The organism is Snuella lapsa, assembly GCF_039539345.1.
In the GTDB taxonomy this organism is placed as follows: domain Bacteria; phylum Bacteroidota; class Bacteroidia; order Flavobacteriales; family Flavobacteriaceae; genus Snuella; species Snuella lapsa.
Genome location: NZ_BAABCY010000040.1, coordinates 1 through 21,648, shown reverse-complemented (window position 1 = coordinate 21,648; position 21,648 = coordinate 1). Strand labels below are relative to the sequence as shown.

19 protein-coding genes are annotated in these 21,648 nt (G+C 37.1%); 9 read left to right on the top strand and 10 right to left on the bottom strand.

Annotation, left to right across the window (positions count from 1 at the left end; genetic code table 11):
- Positions 1–158: 158 nt before the first annotated feature.
- Complete coding sequence (locus ABD792_RS08700) at positions 159–2,363, bottom strand: RecQ family ATP-dependent DNA helicase (protein ID WP_345005520.1); 2,205 nt, start codon at positions 2,361–2,363, stop codon at positions 159–161.
- A gap of 253 nt (positions 2,364–2,616) precedes the next feature.
- On the opposite strand from ABD792_RS08700, the gene ABD792_RS08695 reads away from it, so the two are divergent.
- The 7 genes from ABD792_RS08695 to ABD792_RS08665 all read left to right on the top strand — a co-directional run bounded on the left by ABD792_RS08695 (position 2,617) and on the right by ABD792_RS08665 (position 7,458).
- On the top strand, positions 2,617–3,534 hold the full coding sequence (locus ABD792_RS08695; RefSeq protein ID WP_425568137.1) for a KpsF/GutQ family sugar-phosphate isomerase: 918 nt from the start codon (positions 2,617–2,619) through the stop codon (positions 3,532–3,534).
- Entirely contained in the window at positions 3,534–4,367 is an 834-nt protein-coding gene (gene tatC, locus ABD792_RS08690) for a twin-arginine translocase subunit TatC (RefSeq protein ID WP_345005518.1), read from the top strand. The genes ABD792_RS08695 and tatC overlap by 1 nt, the downstream gene beginning before the upstream one ends.
- Positions 4,360–4,707, top strand: a complete 348-nt coding sequence (locus tag ABD792_RS08685) for a carboxymuconolactone decarboxylase family protein (RefSeq protein ID WP_345005586.1) — start codon at positions 4,360–4,362, stop codon at positions 4,705–4,707. The genes tatC and ABD792_RS08685 overlap by 8 nt, the downstream gene beginning before the upstream one ends.
- A gap of 73 nt (positions 4,708–4,780) precedes the next feature.
- Positions 4,781–5,521 carry an LPS export ABC transporter ATP-binding protein gene (gene lptB, locus ABD792_RS08680; protein WP_345005517.1) on the top strand — a complete coding sequence of 247 codons (741 nt, stop codon included), beginning with the start codon at positions 4,781–4,783 and terminating at the stop codon, positions 5,519–5,521.
- Between the two features lie 390 nt (positions 5,522–5,911).
- On the top strand, positions 5,912–6,772 hold the full coding sequence (locus ABD792_RS08675) for an SPFH domain-containing protein (RefSeq protein WP_345005516.1): 861 nt from the start codon (positions 5,912–5,914) through the stop codon (positions 6,770–6,772).
- Between the two features lie 2 nt (positions 6,773–6,774).
- Complete coding sequence (locus ABD792_RS08670) at positions 6,775–7,260, top strand: hypothetical protein (RefSeq protein ID WP_345005515.1); 486 nt, start codon at positions 6,775–6,777, stop codon at positions 7,258–7,260.
- 12 nt (positions 7,261–7,272) lie between these two features.
- Positions 7,273–7,458: a type II toxin-antitoxin system antitoxin gene (locus ABD792_RS08665; protein ID WP_345005514.1), complete on the top strand. Its 186-nt coding sequence runs from the start codon at positions 7,273–7,275 to the stop codon at positions 7,456–7,458.
- Here the strand turns inward: ABD792_RS08665 and ABD792_RS08660 are convergent.
- Together ABD792_RS08660 and ABD792_RS08655 are read right to left on the bottom strand one after the other, a co-directional pair.
- Positions 7,455–8,231, bottom strand: coding sequence for a TerC family protein (locus ABD792_RS08660; protein ID WP_345005513.1), 777 nt, complete (start codon positions 8,229–8,231; stop codon positions 7,455–7,457). The genes ABD792_RS08665 and ABD792_RS08660 overlap by 4 nt on opposite strands.
- Before the next feature lie 8 nt (positions 8,232–8,239).
- Complete coding sequence (locus tag ABD792_RS08655) at positions 8,240–8,992, bottom strand: CDP-alcohol phosphatidyltransferase family protein (protein WP_345005512.1); 753 nt, start codon at positions 8,990–8,992, stop codon at positions 8,240–8,242.
- 370 nt (positions 8,993–9,362) lie between these two features.
- Here ABD792_RS08655 and ABD792_RS08650 point away from each other — a divergent pair, with 370 nt between their 5' ends.
- Positions 9,363–10,433, top strand: a complete 1,071-nt coding sequence (locus ABD792_RS08650; RefSeq protein WP_345005511.1) for a putative type IX sorting system protein PorV2 — start codon at positions 9,363–9,365, stop codon at positions 10,431–10,433.
- A gap of 48 nt (positions 10,434–10,481) precedes the next feature.
- The gene (locus ABD792_RS08645) at positions 10,482–11,612 is read left to right on the top strand and encodes a lipoprotein N-acyltransferase Lnb domain-containing protein (protein ID WP_345005510.1); all 1,131 of its coding nucleotides are present in this window, start codon (positions 10,482–10,484) and stop codon (positions 11,610–11,612) included.
- A gap of 317 nt (positions 11,613–11,929) precedes the next feature.
- On the opposite strand, the gene ABD792_RS08640 is transcribed toward ABD792_RS08645, so the two are convergent.
- The 7 genes from ABD792_RS08640 to ABD792_RS08610 form a co-directional block, all read right to left on the bottom strand.
- A complete protein-coding gene (locus ABD792_RS08640) occupies positions 11,930–13,321 on the bottom strand; it encodes a sugar transferase (RefSeq protein ID WP_345005509.1) in 1,392 nt (463 codons plus the stop codon).
- A 224-nt stretch (positions 13,322–13,545) separates the two neighbouring features.
- Entirely contained in the window at positions 13,546–14,559 is a 1,014-nt protein-coding gene (locus tag ABD792_RS08635; protein ID WP_345005508.1) for a glycosyltransferase family 4 protein, read from the bottom strand.
- A 34-nt stretch (positions 14,560–14,593) separates the two neighbouring features.
- Complete coding sequence (locus ABD792_RS08630; protein WP_345005507.1) at positions 14,594–15,409, bottom strand: transglutaminase domain-containing protein; 816 nt, start codon at positions 15,407–15,409, stop codon at positions 14,594–14,596.
- Positions 15,410–15,619: 210 nt separating this feature from the next.
- Entirely contained in the window at positions 15,620–16,999 is a 1,380-nt protein-coding gene (locus ABD792_RS08625) for an O-antigen ligase family protein (protein WP_345005506.1), read from the bottom strand.
- On the bottom strand, positions 16,996–18,123 hold the full coding sequence (locus tag ABD792_RS08620) for a glycosyltransferase (RefSeq protein ID WP_345005505.1): 1,128 nt from the start codon (positions 18,121–18,123) through the stop codon (positions 16,996–16,998). The genes ABD792_RS08625 and ABD792_RS08620 overlap by 4 nt, the downstream gene beginning before the upstream one ends.
- 818 nt (positions 18,124–18,941) lie before the next feature.
- Positions 18,942–20,051 (bottom strand): glycosyltransferase family 4 protein, encoded by a 1,110-nt coding sequence (locus ABD792_RS08615; protein ID WP_345005504.1) that lies wholly within the window; start codon positions 20,049–20,051, stop codon positions 18,942–18,944.
- 5 nt (positions 20,052–20,056) lie between these two features.
- On the bottom strand, positions 20,057–21,385 hold the full coding sequence (locus ABD792_RS08610) for a glycosyltransferase family 2 protein (RefSeq protein WP_345005503.1): 1,329 nt from the start codon (positions 21,383–21,385) through the stop codon (positions 20,057–20,059).
- Positions 21,386–21,648: the final 263 nt, after the last annotated feature.

Sequence of the window (21,648 nt, the reverse complement as noted above, 5' to 3'; positions counted from 1 at the left end):
AAGGGCAAAGATAAGAAAGTCTGTTAGAAGTTTGAAATACAGAACAAGAAGTTTCAAGTATACCCAAAAAGACCAACCCTTAAAACGCACTAGCCAACTACTGCCACTACTTTTATTTTAAACTTCTAAAACTGCTTACTAAAACAGAACACTCAATACTAATTAGCAACTTCACTAATAAATTTGATACGATACAATCGCAGTTCCTCATCATCATAATCGCCATCAAATTCATCGATTGCGGCATCTATACTATCAGAATCTGATTCCATAAAATAATCATGAATTTCTTCCTGTTGATCCTCATCCAGTATTTCATCAATCCAGTAGCTAATATTCAATTTTGTTCCAGAATAGACAATGGCTTCCATTTCTTTTATAAAATCTTGCATTTCCATTCCTTTAGAATCAGCAATATCATCAAGAGGTAATTTTCTGTCTATATTCTGAATGATATATAGTTTGAGTGCAGAATTACTTCCCGTGGACTTAACAACCAGGTCATCGGGGCGAACAATATCGTGTTCCTCCACATATTTGGCAATAAGTTCCACAAAATCCTTTCCATACTTTTTAGCTTTCCCATCACCTACACCATGCACGTTGGCCAGCTCTCCCATACTTACAGGGTACTTAAGCGCCATATCTTCTAACGATGGATCCTGAAAAATGACAAATGGAGGGACTCCCAACTTTTTGGCATTCTTCTTACGCAAATCCTTAAGTAAATTCATTAGCAATTGATCTGCCACGGCGCCTCCTCCTTTAGCAGAGGTTACTATTGCTCCATCATCTTGCCCGTTATCATAAACATGATCTTCAGTCATCATAAAAGATTCTGGTTTCTCTATAAAATCAAGCCCTTCTTTGGTTAATTTAATAACCCCATAAGTCTCTATGTCTTTTTTAAGATAACCCGCTACCAAAACCTGTCTTAGCAAGGCCATCCAATATTTTTTATCATGGTGCTTACCTTGTCCAAAAAAAGCCTGTTCGTTGGTCTTATGCGAATTTATAAGGGCATTTTCTTTACCTGTTATAACATGTACTAAATCCTTCGATTTGTATTTTTCCTTTGTTTTTTGAATGGTTTCCAACAACAACTTTACATCATCCTCAGCTTCATGCTTCTTCTTCGGATGCCTTACATTATCATCCATGTCGCCACCTTCGCCCGTTTCATTATCGAACTCTTCTCCAAAATAGTGCAAAATGAATTTTCTTCTGGAGATGGAAGTCTCTGCAAAAGCCACCATTTCCTGTAATAAAGCATGTCCAATTTCCTGTTCGGCCACTGGTTTACCAGACATAAACTTTTCTAATTTTTCTATGTCTTTATAAGAATAAAAAGCCAAACAATGGCCCTCACCCCCATCGCGACCAGCACGGCCCGTCTCCTGGTAGTAGCTTTCTATACTCTTTGGTATATCGTGGTGAATTACAAAACGTACATCTGGCTTATCGATTCCCATTCCAAAAGCAATTGTAGCCACAACCACATCGACATCTTCCATCAAAAACTTATCCTGATAACTCGATCTCGACTTGGCATCTAATCCTGCATGATAGGGCACGGCCTTTATACCGTTAACCTGAAGTACCTGAGCTAATTCCTCTACACGCTTCCTGCTCAAACAATATACAATTCCCGATTTTCCTTCATGCTGTTTGATAAATCGTATAATATCGGCGTCTACATTTTTTGTTTTCGGACGCACTTCGTAATACAAATTAGGACGGTTAAAAGAAGCCTTAAAAGTTTTTGCGTTTCCTATCCCTAAATTTTTGATAATATCTTCTTGTACCTTTGGAGTAGCCGTTGCTGTTAAACCTATAATGGGAATATTATCTCCAATACGAGCAATGATATGGCGTAAGTTTCTATACTCTGGTCTAAAATCATGCCCCCACTCACTAATACAGTGCGCTTCGTCAATAGCCATAAAAGACACCTTTACCGATCGTAAAAACTCAACATTCTCTTCTTTGGTTAGCGATTCAGGAGCCACATACAACAATTTTGTAACACCGTTAACGATATCTTCCTTTACGCGCTTAACCTCTGTCTTGTTTAACGAAGAATTTAATACGTGGGCAATCCCTTCTTCATTAGAAACTCCCCTAATGGCATCTACTTGATTCTTCATCAAAGCAATTAAAGGAGATACTACTATGGCAGTACCTTCCTGCATTAAAGCTGGCAATTGATAGCATAACGATTTCCCCCCTCCTGTTGGCATAATCACAAAAGTGTGATTTCCCGATATGATACTTTCTACTACATCCTCTTGAAGCCCTTTGAACTTATTAAAACCAAAATATTTTTTTAGTGCTGAATGCAGGTCACTTTTTGCTATTAACATGAATTTTATAAAAAATTAATTTACTTATTAAAAACACAACAAATATTCCAATATGCTATTAATCATTTTAGTTGTGTAATTAGAGAGCCCTCATTTTTTTTTCGTTAGTTTTGTAACGAATTTTCAAATTACACCTACGTGCAATTTGAGCAAGACTAAAGGTAACAAAATCTTTAAAAGCATCAACTAAAAAAATTAATAAATTTTGAACAGCAAAAATACGATTATCAATACAGCTAAGCACACAATTGACATGGAGAGCAAAGCCATTTCAAACCTATCGAGTTTAGTGACTAATGATTTTGCCGAAGCTGTAGAACTCATATACAAGTCTAAAGGACGTGTTATTATTACCGGCATAGGAAAAAGTGCCATTATTGCCAACAAAATTGTAGCGACACTTAACTCTACGGGTACGCCGGCTATTTTTATGCATGCAGCCGATGCCATTCATGGCGATTTAGGCCTTATTCTTAAAGATGATGTTGTAATTTGTATTTCCAAAAGTGGCAATACCCCCGAAATAAAAGTATTGGTACCACTTATTAAAAGTGCTAATAATAAAATGATCGCCATTACGGGTAATACCGAATCGTTTTTAGGACAACAAGCCGACTACATTCTAAACACCTTTGTGGAAAAAGAGGCCTGCCCCAACAACTTAGCCCCTACAACCAGTACAACGGCCCAATTGGTTATTGGCGATGCCCTTGCTGTATGCCTATTGGAATTACGTGGATTTTCAAGTAAGGACTTTGCCAAATACCACCCAGGAGGTGCTTTGGGCAAAAAATTATACTTGAGAGTTCACGATATTTCATCTGTTAACCAAAAACCAAAAGTAACTGCTAACACCAGTATTAAAGAGGTTATTATAGAAATATCAGAAAAGATGCTAGGTGTAACAGCTGTAATCGAAAATAATAAAATTATAGGTATTATTACCGATGGCGATTTACGAAGAATGCTTAGCAAGGCAGACAACTTTTCGTCCCTTACGGCTAAGGATATTATGAGTGCTAACCCAAAACGCATAGCTGCCGACGCCATGGCCATAGACGCCAAGGAACTCATGGAAAACAACGATATATCGCAATTGCTTGTAGAAGAAAATGGTTTATATGCAGGCGTTGTTCACATTCACGATTTAATTAAAGAAGGAATTATATAATGGCAAAAAAACAAAAGAAGAATATTAATGAGATGTCTTTTTTAGACCATCTTGAAGATTTACGGTGGCATTTAATTAGGATTGTTTTAGGGATCGTAATCGTAGCTAGTTTGGCCTTTATATTTAGTCGATTCATTTTTGATCAGATTATTTTTGCGCCCAAAGAAATGAGCTTCCCTACCTACCATTACTTATGTGAAATTGCAACATTCATTGGTATAGAAACCAGCTTTTGTAATGACAAAATACCTTTGATCTTACAAAACAGAACTATGGCCGGACAGTTTTCTGCCGATATTTGGACTGCCATATTAGCTGGTTTTATTGTTTCATTTCCATATACCATTTACCAATTGTGGAAGTTTATTAGCCCTGGACTGCATGAAAACGAACGCAAACATTCTCGAGGTTTCATCATTATTTCATCCTTACTATTTTTTATAGGGGTCGTATTTGGCTATTACGTAATTACACCTTTATCTATAAACTTTTTAGCTAATTACAATATTTCCGAGTCGGTAGATAACCAAATCGATATCGGTTCGTTTATAGGCTTGGTAAGATCGTCTGTTTTAGCCTCTGGGCTCATTTTCGAATTGCCCATTATCATCTATTTTTTAACTAAGATAGGATTGGTAACACCAGATATTTTAAGAAAATACAGAAAATATGCCTTGGTTGTTGTATTAATATTATCAGCTATTATAACGCCTCCGGACATTGCCAGTCAGGTTATTGTAGCCATTCCTATTTTGATCCTCTACCAAGTAAGTATTTACATTTCCAAAATAGTTGTACGAAATGAAAAGCGAAAAGCCAAGCAACATGCCTGATATTGTTTCCGAATTCAATGATTACCGTTCAAAAATGAACGATAAAATTTTGGCAGACAATAACAAGGTTATAAAGCGTATCTTTAATTTGGACACCAATGCTTATGCTGCAGGTGCTTTAGATATTAAAACCAAGGAGCTTTTAGGATTAGTAGCCTCAACGGTATTACGCTGCGACGATTGTATTAAGTACCATATGGAAACGTGCTACAAGCAAGGCATTCCAAAAGAACAAGTTGTGGAAGCCCTAAGCATCGCTACATTGGTTGGCGGCACCATTGTAATACCACATTTACGGCGTGCTTATGAATTTTGGGACGCTCTGGAACAACAACGTTAAACAAAATATAAATTTAATCTCCGCTACGATAGTCTGTACGATTTTACTATTTTTAGCGTTCATTACATAATCTATGATCTTAAGAGCCGAAAATTTAATGAAGTCCTATAGCGGACGAAAAGTTGTAAAAGATGTTTCTTTGGAAGTTAACCAAGGGGAAATTGTTGGTTTATTAGGTCCTAATGGAGCAGGAAAAACCACTTCTTTTTATATGATTGTTGGCTTAATAAAACCCAATGGTGGCACCATTTATTTAGACAATAAAAACATTACCAAGTATCCTATGTACAAACGCGCTCAAAATGGCATTGGCTACTTAGCACAAGAAGCTTCCGTGTTTAGAAAGTTGAGTATTGAAGATAATATTTTAAGCGTACTGCAACTTACCAAGCTTAGCAAAAAGGAACAACACCACAAAATGGAATCCTTAATAGAAGAATTTGGTTTAGGGCATATTCGTAAAAGCCGTGGCGATTTGTTGTCTGGTGGGGAACGCCGTCGTACAGAAATAGCACGCGCCTTGGCTACCGACCCCAACTTTATTTTGTTGGACGAGCCTTTTGCTGGTGTAGATCCAGTAGCCGTAGAGGACATCCAGCGTATTGTAGCCCAATTAACCAAGAAAAATATTGGCATACTAATTACCGACCATAACGTACAGGAAACCCTGGCTATTACAGATAGAACTTACTTAATGTTTGAAGGCAGCATTTTAAAAGCTGGAGAACCCGAAGAGTTGGCCAACGATGATATGGTTAGAAAAGTATACCTAGGACAAAACTTCGAACTACGCAAAAAGAAGATTCGGGATTAGTTTTTTATAGTATATAGAACATAATTCACAAACATATTAAGCCTTATTGTGTTTGTTAAGCAATGTGTTTACATTATTCTAAAACCACCATTCCTTTACAAATAGGAATTCACATCTTTACACTCTAAACTTATCTAGACTTTTGTTTTTAAGGCAAAAAGTCTAAAAAAGTACTTCTCGATACACTAATCTCACCAAAAGGTATCCCTCAAAACAACATTAATATTCTTTCTGCTTCTTATTGCATAAAGAATCTAAGACCAGAGCATTCTTTAGCAATTGAACGCTCCTAACTAACATTCTTAATATTTTCATTTTAAAGCTTTGCATATTCAAAAAATTATATATCTTTATGATATCATAATAATATCATATTAAATACATATAATCATGAAAGAAGAAAAGGTTATTACTCCGGCAAACGGTTATCTAATGCTGTTTATTTGTTTTACGCTTTTAATTGGCGGATTTTATATGGTTTTTAGCAAAAAAGACCCACTATTTATTTTATCAATCATTCTTGCAGCATTAATCGCCTTAGGTTTTATAATGGTACAACCTAACAACTCCAGAGTACTTTTACTTTTTGGCAAATATGTTGGCACCGTTAAAAAAAATGGTTTTTACTGGGTAAATCCATTTTATTCAAAAAAGAGAATCTCATTACGAGCCAGTAACTTCGACAGTGAACGCTTAAAGGTAAACGACAAACTAGGAAATCCCGTAATGATAAGCACCATATTGGTTTGGCGTGTTCTGGACACCTACAAAGCTGCTTTTGATGTTGATAACTATGAAAACTTTGTAAGGGTACAAACCGATGCTGCCGTTAGAAAACTGGCAAGTATGTATCCATACGATAACTTTGCAGACGATGGTTTAGACGAAGATATCACCCTGCGCTCCAGCGTTAATGAAGTTAGTGAAGCCTTAGAAAAAGAAATCTACGAGAGGTTATCCATTGCGGGCATTGAAGTTTTAGAAGCAAGAATTGGCTATCTGGCCTATGCTCAAGAAATAGCAAATGCCATGCTTAAACGACAGCAAGCTACAGCTATTGTTGCTGCTAGGCACAAAATTGTTGAAGGCGCGGTAAGCATGGTCGAAATGGCTCTTGAAGAGCTAAGCAAAAAAGAAATTGTAAATTTAGATGAAGAACGCAAAGCAGCCATGGTAAGCAACCTAATGGTTATACTTTGTGGCGATAAAGACGCATCTCCCGTATTAAACACTGGCACCTTAAATCATTAATAATGAGGATTTTTATTGAAGAACAACGATTTACACAAAACTGGCTAATTGTATTATTAGGCAGTTCTGCTATTTTCCCTATCATTATGGTTACCAATGCGTTTTTTAAAAACAAGATAGAGCTCCTTGAATATATCAGCATCATTAGTACAATTTTAATAGCTATTGGTATCATATTCCTGTTTAAATTAAAAACCAGAATTGATGACATCGGCATACATTATCAATTTTTCCCTTTCCATTTAAAAAGGAAAACCATACTTTGGAAAACCATAAAGCAGGCAAAAACAAGAAAATACAATGCCCTGTCCGAATACGGTGGCTGGGGATTAAAAGGCACTTGGCTTTGGAAGAGAAAAAACGGAATTGCTATAAACGTAAAAGGGAATATAGGAATTCAATTAATACTTGTTAATGGAGAAAAAATACTCATTGGCACTCAAAAAAAACATGAAGCCAATAGTGTTATAGCAAACTATTTAAGATAAACTTTTTTAATTATGGCCAAAAAGAAGGCTTTTGCTTTACGAATTAATGAAGACATGCTCAAGGCCATTGAAAAATGGGCAGCAGATGAATTCCGAAGCACAAATGGTCAAATAGAATGGATGCTCAACGAAAGTCTTAAAAAAGCAAAACGTAATCCCAAAAAGAGCTCCAGCTCTAACACCCCTGATAAAAGCTAATTCTTCATTTTCTCCTCTTGCTCTTTCAACAGCTTTTTTTGATAGCGACTTTGTACGATATCGGTAACGACCAATATAGCTATCACAAAGTAAAAAGTTGTTTTGCTCATATGCTCGACATGGTTCCCAAAAAGTGTTAAATGCGCCAATTCACCTCCTTCAGTAACCAACATAATCCCCACTATAAACAAAATAAACAAGCCCAGCACTTCATACATTCTATTTTTCGCTAAAAAATCAGATACCTTATCTGCCAACCAAATCATTAACAAACCACCAATAACAATAGCTGTTGCCATAACCCAAAACACATCTGTCAACGCTAGGGCACTTAATATAGAATCAAAAGAAAACACAACATTCATAACAACAATCATGCTTATAACTTTACTAACCGAACACTTTCTTTCTCCTTCAATGGCATGACTAACATCTTTAGTCCCAATCATATGCCAAATCTCTTTCATTGCAGTATAAATAATAAATATACCCCCTCCCAGCACAATAAAACTATGAATCGTAAATTGCCCTTCAGCCACACCTTCAAAAGCAAACTGTAACACAGGGTCTTGGAAATACCCTATAAGTTCAATCAGTACAAACAGTAAAATAATGCGTAGGACTATGGCCATTAAAATACCCACTTTTCTAACATAAGCCTGTTTATCCTCAGGAGCACGTTTACTCTCCAAAGAAATGTACAACAAGTTGTCAAATCCTAAAACTGCTTGTAAAAGCACAAGCATTAACAACGTAAAAATGTTTTCTAACATAAACTAAATTATTTGGGCATTACGGTGTCCAAAAGAGACATACCTATATATAGTAGAATAATTGCTGGAATAGCAGCAAATTGCAAAACAATTAAAAGTACAACGCACAAAACCATAAACACATATCGCGATGCATTGGCTTTAAAGCTCCAATCCTTAAACTTTAGCGCAAACAGCTTAATAGATGAATTTAATAAATAGCAGCTCAATAAGGTCAGCCCTATTAAAAACCTGCTGTTCAAAATAACAGCATTCATAACGTCATTATTCTGATACTCCATAATAAGTGGTAAAGAAATAATCAACAAGGTATTTGCTGGTGTTGGCAATCCCTTAAAGTAACTTTGCTGCTCCTCATCCAAGTTAAACTTTGCTAGCCTATAAGCTGAGGCCAAAGTAATCAACAACCCTAAAAAGGGCACAACAGACACTCTAAAGTCATCACCATGTAGCATGTTATCCCACTCGGCAGACAAAGCTACAATCTCAGGACTATCAATAGCAATACTCAATAATTTATACATAATAATACCTGGCACCAAGCCACTTGTTACCATATCGGCCAACGAATCTAATTGTACGCCCAGCGGACTCTGCACTCCTAACTTTCGAGCGGCAAAACCATCAAAAAAATCAAAAAAGATACCAGTAAATACAAACAACGCCGCAATCGTAAAGTTATTGGTAACCGCAAAAACAACTGCAATACTCCCGCATAATAAATTTAACAGTGTAAGGGCATTAGGAATGTAACGCTTCATAAAGTGTTTTATAATTTTAGTTTTGTAAAAATAGTAAACTATATTAAATACTTATTTCCAGTTTTTAAATAAAACCAACAACAATTCCTAACCTTCTGAGATTCAAAAGTATGCTCCCAAGGATTGGAGGCACTAACTCTAATAGTCGATTCCTGCATACGCAGGAATGACAGACAACAGTACTTCAAAACCTAAAACCCATTACCCATACTTGACCCCTTCTAACTTCTAACTTTTAACTTTTCACTTTTCACTTTTAACTTCTATCTTCCAGCTTCTAACTTCATAACTTTCAAAGAATAAAACAATAACTCTTAACATTTCAAGTTTATAGCTTATAAATTATGTGCATATTTGTAAAAAATTATATTTGAGACCTTACTTAACCATACTGCTTTGCGTGCTTTCACTAAGCCTATTTGCGCAAACTACCCGTAAATATTCCAATGAGTTTATGAATATTGGGGTTGATGCAGCTGCTTTAGGGATGAGTAGTGCTGTTACGGCGCATACAAACGATGTAAATGCAGGATATTGGAATCCCGCTGGACTATTGCATCTTGAAGACAATCAATTGGCCTTGATGCATTCCAGCTATTTTGCAAACATTGCAAACTACGATTATGTCGCATTTGCGAAACCATTGGACAGTCGCAGTAGTCTAGCACTCTCACTTATTCGTTTTGCTGTAGACGACATTTTAAATACAACGCAACTCATAGACGACCAAGGCAATATCAATTACGACAGAATAAGTCTCTTCTCTACCGCCGATTATGGATTAACCTTTTCGTATGCCAGAGACCTCCCCGTACAAGGTCTTAGTTTTGGTGTTAATGCTAAAGTAATAAGGCGTATTATTGGTGATTTTGCTTCCTCATGGGGGTTTGGTTTCGATGCTGGTTTACAGTTTAAAACCGATAATGACTGGAAATTTGGTGTTATGGCCCGAGATATCACGACCACATTTAATGCTTGGAGCATTGACAAAGAAGAATTTGCCAAAGTACAGAATGCCATAGAAGGTCAAAACCAAGAACTTCCAGAAACCACCGAAATTACCATTCCCAAACTACAAATAGGTATTTCAAAATACTTTACCTTCCACTACGATTACACACTACTAACCGCTATTAACTTAAATGTACGGTTCGAAGAAAATAATGACGTTATCTCTTCTTCATTTGCGAGTATCAATCCAGCATTGGGCCTTGAATTTGGGTACATAGACATGATATACTTAAGAGCCGGCATGGGAAACTTTCAGTACGAAGAGCAAATAGGAAATTCAGAGCAACTCAGCTTTCAGCCCAGTTTTGGTGTAGGCTTTAATTACAAAGGCATTCAAATAGATTATGCCTTTACCGATATTGGAGACCAAAGCGTAGCTTTATACTCCAATGTATTTTCTTTAAAACTCGATTTCAGTATCTTTAGATAATCTTACAGGACCATGTTTAAAAAGCTTTTCCCCATCCTATTACTTTGCATGTTTAACCTACTAAATGCGCAACAAATTAAACTGTCCCCAAAAGCCCAAATTAGCGTGTTAACGGTTGCCCCTGGTCCCTCTTTAAATGATGCATTTGGACACAATGCCTTTCGGGTTAAAGATCCTACTTTTAACATCGATCAAACCTTCGATTATGGCCGCTTCGATTTTGAAGCCCCAAATTTCTATTTAAACTTTGCCAAAGGCAAGTTAAATTATTCTATAGGAGACAGTGCTTTTTACGATTTCCTTAGACTTTACAGTTATTACAATAGAGGCATTAAAGAGCAGGTTTTAAATTTATCGCAAAAGGAAAAGCAGACTCTTTACAATTATTTATTAGAAAACAATAAACCCGAAAACAGAAACTACCTATATGATTTCTTCTATGACAACTGCGCTACAAAGATCAAGGATGTTATCAATATAGCCACAAACAATAGCGTTGAGCTTAATACTCCAAAAGATTTTAAAGAAGCTAGTTTTAGAACTTTAATTCAAAACAACCTCAACAAAAATTCCTGGGGGAGTCTGGGAATCGACATAGCCTTAGGCTCTGTAATCGACAAAAAAGCGCAGTCAGAAGACCATATGTTTTTACCAGAGAACATTTATAAATTCTTCCAAAATGCAACCATTAAGGATAGTGGCAAACCTTTAGTAAAAGAAAGCCATGTTTTATATAAGCAAAAACCTGCGTTACAATCCAATGCTTTTTTCACGAGCCCTTTATTTATTTTTGGTATACTCGCGCTACTCATCATTTGGCTTACCTATAAAGACTATAGAGCCAACAAGCCCCGTGTTTGGTTAAATGTTACACTATTTGCCCTTACAGGCATTATTGGTGTTTTTATACTACTACTTTGGTTTGCAACCGACCATACCGGAACACACCAAAATTACAACCTACTTTGGGCCTTTGCACTTAACTTACTGGTAATCCCACAACTTTTAAAAAAGCAGGCAAGCACTTGGTTTATAAAATATTTAAAGTTTTTAATTATACTCCTATGCTTGTTAACCATACACTGGATTGTAGGTGTCCAGGTTTTTGCCATTGGACTAATACCGCTCCTAATCGCCCTAATGATTAGATATGTGTTTTTGGTTCATTATTATAAATAGCTGTTTGGTTGTTGGTTAAAATAAACTATAAAATTAAACCCAATCAATCCTCCCGTATTATTTAAGTAAATTGTTAACTAATAGTAAACCCTTTCTAACACTTTCAAAACCGCACACGAAACACGCCACACCTATTACTGGTCACTGATTACCGAAAACTGGGTATTGAACACTACTCCCAACTTCTAATTTACGAATGATTATTGTCTGTTGATTATTATTTGTTGACTGAAAATCACTTCAATTAAAGCATTCGCTCCAAAACCCAAACTTTTAACTTTTAGTTTTTCACTTTTAACTTTTAGCTTTTAATTTCCCTATTGCCCCCTAAAAAAGATCATGGTAGTAATGGTTTTTATAAGAATGTTTATATCCAGAAAAAAGCTCCTGTGTTTTATATAATACAAATCGTATTGCAATTTAAGTAAACTGTCATCTACAGACGATCCATATCTGGTATTCACTTGCGCCCAACCTGTAGCACCAGGCTTCACAATATGGCGCGTTTCATAAAAAGGCAATAGTTGCGATAGTTCTTTTACAAAATAAGGGCGTTCTGGTCGCGGGCCAATTAAGCTCATATCCCCCTTTAAGATATTAAAAAACTGGGGCAATTCGTCAATTCTGGAGTTCCTTAAAAACTTACCAAACATGGTTATCCTTCGGTCATTCTTCATTGCCCAAACCGCTCCAGAAGGCTCTGCATTCTCGATCATCGTTCTAAACTTGATAATTTTAAAGGTTTCCCCATTTTTACCAACACGCACCTGTGTATATAAAAGTGACCCCCGATTGGCTATGAGATTACCCAAAAAGATAAGCGGAACCAAAGCTATTGTAAACACAGACCCTATTAAGGATATAACAATATCAAAAAAGCGATGAAAGAACAAATACAGCTTATTCTGGTTACTTCTACTAAACGGGAAGTACTTATAAAAATCTTTACCAACAAACTGTACGGGCACCCTATATGTCATATCCTCATATACTTGCGTATACTCGCGTATGGGAAAACCCGTTTCTAAAAGCGATATCAAAATGCGGTAAATACTAGGAGTTATAGTTTCTGAATTATAACTAGCCACTACAATCTCCGAGATATTTTCTTCCTTAACAACGCTGTCAATTTCATAGGGACTATACTCCTTTACCCCTAAAAACTTAACACCATCGCTCCGTTCCATTTCACAATTAACAAATCCCACAATTTTATAATTTGGATCCGCCACATTAAAGGCATGGATAATAGCTTCCATATTAGAAATTTCACCTACCAACAAGACTTTCTTATAAAATCGAGGAGACACAATAAAAACCAAGTACAACAAGCGCCAAAAAAATAAAGCAAACAGAATGGCAAAATAAAAATAAAGTATCTGCAGTCTGTTATCTGGCAAAAAAGGCGTATAAAAAGGTGTTAAAAAGTAAAACAATACAGTAACAGATACAGTTAAAACAATATTTGCCGATACCCTTTCCAGCTTACTGGATTTTTGGAGATCGTACAATTCGAACACCGTACCAAAAATAGAAATGTACAGCACCAATACCAACACCCAGGTCCAACTGGCTCTGGTAATAATAAAGTAATCGAACGCAAATAGATTTCCAACTAAGTAGAGCACACCAAGAATACATAAAATATCGAACACCCTCAATAAAACCTTACGCTCAGAAATGTTAAAATGAATATTTTGGTTAGACATGATAAGATGAGATTAATAGCAACATAAATATAATAAGTTAATTTGATTAGAACCTATTATTACCTAACTCATTTAAACTTTTTGGATTAAAGCAAAAACAGTCTCTTTTTTTTGTTAAAAGTTAATAGTTATTTACTATAGCTACAATTATAAAAAAGCACCATTAACCATAAACTAATAACAAACCATTTTTGAATTACGGAGTAAAAATCACGCAAACACGTTTACTTTAAAACATTATACCACTGTAGCTTTACCTGCTCCCAATCCAAAGCTTCAACAGTCATACGGGCTTTCTCGGCCATTCGTAAAGCTTTTTGGGGTCTGGAGCAAATATCCAGTAATGCATCGGCAAACGCTTCCTCATTATTGGGTGGTACTAAAATGCCGTTAACCTTATGATCTATTAAAAATGGCATACCACCTATATTGGTAGAAACCACAGGAAGTCCTAAAGCCATAGCCTCCATAACACTAACAGGCATATTATCAAAATTGGATGTATTAATAAACACATTATAATTCTCAGACAGAGCGCCCCACGCTTCCTTGGTCAGTTTACCTGTAATATTCACATTTACACCAAGCGTTTCTGCTAAAGTTTGTGTTGCCTGCAAACTCCCATCACCACTATCAGGCCCAACCATACACAGTGATACCCCCCCCCCTCGTTCCTGTATGTTTTTCAATATCCTAACTGCTAACTCCGGGTGGTATATTTTAGCAAAAGAGCGCACCCATAACATATTAATACGCTCAAAGTGCCTTGCTTTAAAAGGATACATTGCAAGCGACAACACATTAGGAATATGTTCCAAATTAGTATAACCATGCACCTCAAAAGTTTTTTTTAAATAAACGGAGGGAGCAATATTCTTATAAGCATAACCAAATAGCAAGCGGCTTAAGTAAGGATTGGTCTCCAAACGCTTTGGTAAGTTACCGCCATGAAGTATAGGTACATATTTTAGTTTAAGCAACCTGCATAATTGCGACACACATACCGCATACCAAAAATTCAACGTACTATAAGTATCTATCAACACCAAATGGACTTTACGCCTATAGCACCAGCAAGCCCAAAGCATATCCAGTAATCGCACTAATTTATTTAATTTGGAAGAAGCATAATAAACCTTATAGCCTTCAGCTTCCAATAGAGGTCCCAAATGATCTATACCAGATGCATTTCGTGTTTTGCTTGCCAACTTATTTCCTACATAAAGGATATGTATCATAGAATTAGGTGTCGGGTGTCGGGTTCAAGCGAATTTACGCAAGCTTATTTTTATAACGCTGCAAAGGAAACAAATAATAATAACTTTTCTTTGCCAGATATAGCCAAAAATGAATGACAAAAATAGGAAGGTAGGGTTGAAATTTATCCAAATACCAATCATACGTGTTATTACAGTAATTACATATTAAAAATGGCATCCGTTCAGTATTTAAATAATAATCTTTAATTAACGTATAATCTATGGGGTTTGAGTTTAAGAACGATCTGAAAACAATCCGTTTCTTTTGTTTATTATTTTCAAACAGCTCCAAAACCGACAAGGGTTCTTCTGAATCACCCTCATAAAACATTAAAGATTTAGCGACATCTATTAACACCCATTTATTATGTCGGTCTGAATAAAATTCGTTGACTGCATGTCCTCCAAACTTGTTCTTGTACGGTAACGACGTGATACCCCATTCTCGTACCCGAATATCGTTTAACACACAAAAGTTATTAAATACCTGGGCAATATCACTACACACGCCTCCTTCACCCTCAAGCATCTTTTTTAGTGCTTTTTCGGAAGACAAACTAAGCCCCGACCCGCCTTTAATATGCATGCGCAACCACTTTGCAAGATGCAATGTCTTATCAAAATCACTCAAAAACGGAGTATCTTCAAATATCTTTAAATTAATGGTTTGGAAATAGGATGGTAGACTTTCTCTTTGATTAATGGTATTGTAACTGTAATCCCAAGCTTCGTCTGCTGCTGCCTTTTTCGACAATAATTTAAACCTTGTATAATACAAATAGGGATGCCGTTTAACGATCCAACGCATTTTTTGTATCAGTTTCAACATAGCTTTCTGTAGGGTGTCTTTAAATTTAAGAAAAAAAAACGAACTAAGCCTGCACTGAGCGAAGTCGAAATGAGAAATCTCATAATGATGAGATTCTTCCTCATACTTCGTCAGAATGACATAGTTTGCACAACTAAACCAGCCAACAAACTGAAAATCAATCGTTTTAAAATAAAGTTATTATATTCTTTTTTATTTGCTTACCAAAACTTAAGGTTTTTTTACTGCTTTTTTTAATGATTTTCTATAATACGCCTCTGGCACCACATTTAGTAGGGCAAAAGCATATAAAAGACCAGGAGCAGCAATACGCATACCCGAATGATTAATGGTAGCAAACCAAAAGGCCAAAAAAGCATAAAAAAAGTAATTGCGCTTATTACTTGTTCTATAACCCATGGGTTTGATTATTAAAATCATAATGATAACAATTCCCAAAAGGCCATGCTCGGACAATAGACGCCCTATCTCATTATGCGAGGGCAAAGAAGTTCCACTGTTTTCAACTCGAATATCCTTAACCCGACTGGCTCCTATACCCAAAAACGGACTACCTAAAAAGCCATCTATTTCCTCCTTAAACAAATCGATACGTCCAGTAGTAATATCCTTCTTCTTTATCCCTTGTGCATTTTCATTAGCATAGCGTTTATCAATCAACCCCATCGTTTGATCCGAGCTTATCATCCAGGTAATGGCAATAGTAATACACATTAAAACAAAAGAAACCAAGATCTGGTTTTTCATTCTATACGACGATCTGTAAAACAAACTACCTAAAAAAGCGGCAATTACAATAACGGCTGCAACCACCCCTCCCCGACTAAAGGTTACAATAGCCCGAAAGGTCATTCCCCCCAGGACTACTATATTTAGTACTCTTAAAAACAATGTTGGAGACTTCATAAACAAACGCACCACCATAGCAAACATCCCCAACCCTAAAGCTGTCGACACCTGATTTGGTCCAAAACCTCCAGACATAGCACCGTTTGATGCAGTACCCGATAAAGTGTCCTTAATACTCGGATTATACAAAAACAAATAGACAGTCATACTTATAATAGGCAATGACACATACATGACAATATCCAATAATTGCTTATTAGTCACCTTTCGATCATAACAAAATAAAGCAGCTATGCCCAAACACACAGGACCACTTAATACAAAAGCAATATTCGTCCTAAAATTGGCAAAAAAACTTAAAGTAGTTGATGCCATCAATATAGACGGCACCAATAAGATTAAATATAGAAAGTAAGGATAACCTTTACCGTTAATCCCTTTAAAAAACATACCTAGCAGCATAAACAAAATAACTAGGTATTTGGAAGCCTCATAAGCAATAGCACCGTCGGTCATACGAAACAACACTTCAGCACCCGCAAAATAAGCACAAGCTAAAAATACCTGCTGAGCCTTTTTAAAACCTGGAGACAAAACAATACGAATCATAAAATAGCCCAACAGAACAAAAAAATAAATTTTCGATAACGGTTTATAAACATAAAGCATAATCCCTATACCTATATGCGCCAACACTAAGGGGATATAATAATCATGGTATGTCCGTACGCGTGGACTCAAAGCGACAGTAACTTTTTAATGTGTTCGTTATAATAGGTATACGTGAACTTCAAAACCACAGCATCAAAAGTACCCAGCATTTTTTTGTAGATCGGAGGTCTCAAATGTAAAACCCGCTGCAATTTCTCGATAAGGTGCTCTGTTGTAACCGTATCCAACAAAAACCCGTTTTCTTCATTTTTAATATAATGACCAATTGCAGATAGCTCAGACACAATTGGCAAACACCCAAAGTTCATGGCTTCAGCAATCACTTTTGGAAATCCCTCCGAAGCCGTTGTGGGTAACACAAAGACCTCACAAGCTTTATATATTTCAAATACATCTGCTCTTGGCAGTGCACCATGGAACAGGTAATTAATTGAACTCTGGGCAGCCAAAGCTTTAAAATATGGCATATCAACCCCTTCACCAACCAAATGTACAGTTCCCACCCGCAAACTATCGGCCTTCGACAAACCATTAAATGCATTAAGGATCCGCTCAACACCTTTCTCTTTTTCCAAACGTCCCACAAAGCAAAAGTTCAGGCTATCCGCATAGGTTTTTTGTGCCCTTATTTTTTTTCCAATGGTTATATCATCCATAGTTAAACAAGGGTTTTCAAAACTCATATGGTTATTGGGCTGATGGGGCCATTTACCATTAATAGTGACTTTCCTTCCTTGTAACTTCAACATCCAACGCTGTAAAGCATACCCCAGGGGCGGATGCTTTTCGTTCCAGTTACCCGCATACTTATACCAACCCGGTTTTTTTACAAACCAACTTAAATAAGGAACCAAATAAACCCCTATTCCTGTTGGAGTACGTAACTGAAAACAATCCACTTCCTTCAGTACCCTACTAAGTGTTTTTACTACTGTCGGTGCCTTAAACAAAGTATGAAGCTTACTCCCTATAGTACGCCCTCCTGTAGCCGGAACAGGCACAAAAACGATTTTATCAGAAACATAGGGCAATGCACTCAATGGAGCAGGAGTATCGTAATGCATAGCAATATGGTAAATGGTATCGAATACCTCCAACAAATGATTGATCTCATTCACCGTCGCCCCCCAACCTACTAAAACCCCAGTATCGGTTGTATAATGCTCTGTATGTGAAATAATCGCCAACTTCATCTATTGTCTTTGAATTAGAACAAAGGTGCTATTTTTATTTAAACTTAAAAATTATTTTTAAACTTATATATCACGCATCCTGTCATCAGAACGTAACGAAGTGAAGTATCTCTTCTAATTGACTATTGACTATTGACTATTGTCTATTGACTATTATTAATCCCCATTACCCAAAACCTAAGACCCATCACCTAACACCTTCAACTTTGCCCTTCCCAACAACAGATTCTTCAGTCGGCCACTGCCTCCTTCTGAATGACGACACCTCCCTGTCAGGCAGAACGTAACGAAGTGAAGTATCTCTTCTGATTGACTATTGACTATTGACTATTGACTATTGACTATTGACTGTTGACTATTATTAATACCTATTACCCAAAACCTTAGCCCCATCACCTAACACCTTCAACTTTACCCTTCCCAACAACAGATTCTTCAGTCGACCACTGCCTCCTTCTGAATGACGACACCTCCCTGTCATGCAGAGCGTAACGAAGTGAAGCATCTCTTCTGATTGACGATTGATTATTGACTATTATTACCCCCATTACCCAAAACCTAAGACCCATCACCTAACACCTTCAACTTTGCCCTTCCCAACAACAGATTCTTCAGTCGGACATTGCCTCCTTATGATTGACACCTCCCTGTCATGCAGAGCAAAATGCAATGAAACGAAGCATCTCTTCTGATTGATTATTGATTATTGATTATTGACTATTGACTGTTGACTATTATTAATACCCAAGACACTAGATAAAAGACACTAGACACTAGATAAAAGACGCAAAAACCTTATAACTTTTCACTTTTAACTTTTAACTTTCTGCTTCCACAACATCAACATACCGCCTAATAACATGGCTCCATTGATGTTGCTCAGCCCAATCCAAAGCACCAGTCCCAAACCGATCTTTATGCTGCAATATATCATCGACCGCCCTCTTCAAAGCTGTCGCATCCTTTGTAGGCACTAGCAACCCAGAAACACCATCATTAATAGCATCCTCAACACCGCTTCCTCTAGCTCCAATAGCTGGTATCCCCATGGCATTGGCTTCAATAACGGCAATACCAAAACCTTCCACATCACCTTGATCTGTTTCCGAACTCAGCATTACAAATATATCACTATCAGCCACATAAGCAGGCAAAACCGCCATGTCCAAAACGCCATGAAATGTTACATGTTCCATAACACCTAACTGTTTGGCCATATACAAACAATCAGTATTCGCATCTGCTAGCCCTATACAGTGGTAATGTATATTAGGATAGAACACCAATAATGTCGGCAAACTCTTTATCACTTCCAATTGCCCTTTACGTTCCGAAACCCGTCCCACAGTAATTAATTTAGGACTACCAACCAAACTTATGGCGCGTGCTGCCTTAGGTTGCCACACATTGGGATCGTAACCATTAGGGATCACAGTAACACGATCGATCCCAAGCTTGGAAATAAGTTCCTTGGTAAAATGCGATACGGCTATTACCTCATTAAAACGACCCAAGGCCATAGTAACGGATTGCTTCAATAAAATAGGTTTATAGTTAACCTCTGTACCGTGTACTACAGCAATGTATTTATTATTAAAAAGCAAACTAAAAAACCCTACGCTCCACAAGGAGAACTTACCAGAAGCTAACACCACCTCTGCCCCTTTAACATGCTTAAAAACGGTTAACAAACGTTCTAAATACATAAATATACGCCAACTTCGCCACTTAACCCGTTTAACTTTAAATGCCAAACCAGCATCAAAATCCCGTTCTATCTCCCCAGACTTCGATCGCATATCCGTAATAACAGTTACCCCATATCCAGATTGGTACAAATGGTGTGCCACCTGATGCGCATGCGTACCAATACCGCCTGGCTGCGGAGGAAACTCCGAACACACCAAAACAATATGTTTAGCTTTCAAATGCATTACAGGCTTTCGATTAGTGGTCCCGCCTTCAATTTTTTCCCCGATAAGTACCAGGACTTACAGACCTGAAATACTACCAAAGGGAAAATAAATACCGACACCAAGGCTCCCAACACCAACATCGGTTTATTCTTTTTAAAACGGTATGGCATGATAGAAAATGGCACACTACGCATTAAAGCGTAACAGGATCGTGTTTTCCCAAAATAACGTCTAAAAAAATACAGCACACTAGGTATGGGACGCGGCGCAAACCAGGCCTTAGTCCTAAAAGCATCCCAACTACCCATATCCCGCAAACCACCACGATCTACCTTTAAATGCAATCGCTTGGCGTAAGGATTGGACACGTTTAAAAAACCGATCAAATACACACGCAAACCAAACTCACCATCCCCCATACGTTGCCTTTCAAACTGACGGTCAAACAATCCAACACGTTCAAACACCTTTCTTTTTACCAGGGCATTACCCGTATCCAACTGATCGCTTACCTTAAAAAACCGATAATGCGCCGGCACCTCTGCCCCCACTTTAGAAATAGATACCCCGGAGGAAACCTCAGCTTTAAAAAAATCCAAACATTTTAAATGCATCCTAATCCAGTCCGTTCCTACCCGGCTATCATCATCAAAAAACAATAAATAATCACCTTGTGCTTGTTTAATGGCGGTGTTACGAGCTAACCACAGTGCCTTTTCCTTTTGGTAACTCACCATTAAGTTCAGTTTAAAAGCCTTGTAAAAAGCAACGTCATAAGGCTCCGATTGATCCACCACAATCACTTCAAAGTTTTTATAATCCTGTTGCTCTAAATCTGTCAGCACATCTTTTAAATAATCATATCGGTTAAGCGTTGGAATAATAACACTAACCATGGGGTTAGACTCCAGCAACTTCGATGCAACCCCCTCCCAATCCGGGTAATGCAAAGGCTGCTTTAAATAGGCACTGCGTTTTACATGTCGGGTTGCCATCCATGCGCTTAGTTCCTTTATTGGGTTCTTAAAACTAAAAATACGCAGTAATAGCACATAAGCTACCCAAACCCTATTAAAATACTTTCTAATAAAACGGTATTCATCCTGCACCGATACCTTTTCTATACCACTTAAAGCATTTACATTACCAATATAACCTTTATGGATGGCTTGCCAGGCCAAATCGTATTGGACAGACCGATCATCCACAAAACCCAAATCGCGCTCTAACTGATTTAAGATCGCTTTTGGCAAACTCCCCGGATCGGGATAAACCATCTTATGCCCTGCACTTGGTAAACCAAAATAATGCGTAGGTTGTAAATATTTTAAAAACTCAAACAACATCAGTCTATTGTATTCTTTTAATCATTTGCTTTTCTTTTCTATGTGGTATTAGTGGTTAAAAATAGTAAAAGCAGCACACGCACAACCACGAATTCTCTTTTTTTTAAAGCTCCCCTCTTTTCCCAAAGAGGGGAATGAATTTCACGAAGCGAAAGAAAGGGGAGTTCCAAACAGCTTCCCTACTTTCCAAAAAGACTAAACCACTATGGACTGAAAGTCCATAGGTTTGTTACACGAGGGACTAAAGTCCCTCTTTTTACTCT

Excerpts from the sequence above, each read along its gene's own strand:
- ABD792_RS08700 (WP_345005520.1), bottom strand. The coding sequence starts at position 2,363 with ATGTTAATAGCAAAAAGTGACCTGCATTCAGCACTAAAAAAATATTTT.
- ABD792_RS08695 (WP_425568137.1), top strand. The coding sequence starts at position 2,617 with ATGGAGAGCAAAGCCATTTCAAACCTATCGAGTTTAGTGACTAATGAT.
- tatC (WP_345005518.1), top strand. The coding sequence starts at position 3,534 with ATGGCAAAAAAACAAAAGAAGAATATTAATGAGATGTCTTTTTTAGAC.
- ABD792_RS08685 (WP_345005586.1), top strand. The coding sequence starts at position 4,360 with ATGCCTGATATTGTTTCCGAATTCAATGATTACCGTTCAAAAATGAAC.
- lptB (WP_345005517.1), top strand. The coding sequence starts at position 4,781 with ATGATCTTAAGAGCCGAAAATTTAATGAAGTCCTATAGCGGACGAAAA.
- ABD792_RS08675 (WP_345005516.1), top strand. The coding sequence starts at position 5,912 with ATGAAAGAAGAAAAGGTTATTACTCCGGCAAACGGTTATCTAATGCTG.
- ABD792_RS08670 (WP_345005515.1), top strand. The coding sequence starts at position 6,775 with ATGAGGATTTTTATTGAAGAACAACGATTTACACAAAACTGGCTAATT.
- ABD792_RS08665 (WP_345005514.1), top strand. The coding sequence starts at position 7,273 with ATGGCCAAAAAGAAGGCTTTTGCTTTACGAATTAATGAAGACATGCTC.
- ABD792_RS08660 (WP_345005513.1), bottom strand. The coding sequence starts at position 8,231 with ATGTTAGAAAACATTTTTACGTTGTTAATGCTTGTGCTTTTACAAGCA.
- ABD792_RS08655 (WP_345005512.1), bottom strand. The coding sequence starts at position 8,992 with ATGAAGCGTTACATTCCTAATGCCCTTACACTGTTAAATTTATTATGC.
- ABD792_RS08645 (WP_345005510.1), top strand. The coding sequence starts at position 10,482 with ATGTTTAACCTACTAAATGCGCAACAAATTAAACTGTCCCCAAAAGCC.
- ABD792_RS08640 (WP_345005509.1), bottom strand. The coding sequence starts at position 13,321 with ATGTCTAACCAAAATATTCATTTTAACATTTCTGAGCGTAAGGTTTTA.
- ABD792_RS08635 (WP_345005508.1), bottom strand. The coding sequence starts at position 14,559 with ATGATACATATCCTTTATGTAGGAAATAAGTTGGCAAGCAAAACACGA.
- ABD792_RS08630 (WP_345005507.1), bottom strand. The coding sequence starts at position 15,409 with ATGTTGAAACTGATACAAAAAATGCGTTGGATCGTTAAACGGCATCCC.
- ABD792_RS08620 (WP_345005505.1), bottom strand. The coding sequence starts at position 18,123 with ATGAAGTTGGCGATTATTTCACATACAGAGCATTATACAACCGATACT.
- ABD792_RS08610 (WP_345005503.1), bottom strand. The coding sequence starts at position 21,385 with ATGTTGTTTGAGTTTTTAAAATATTTACAACCTACGCATTATTTTGGT.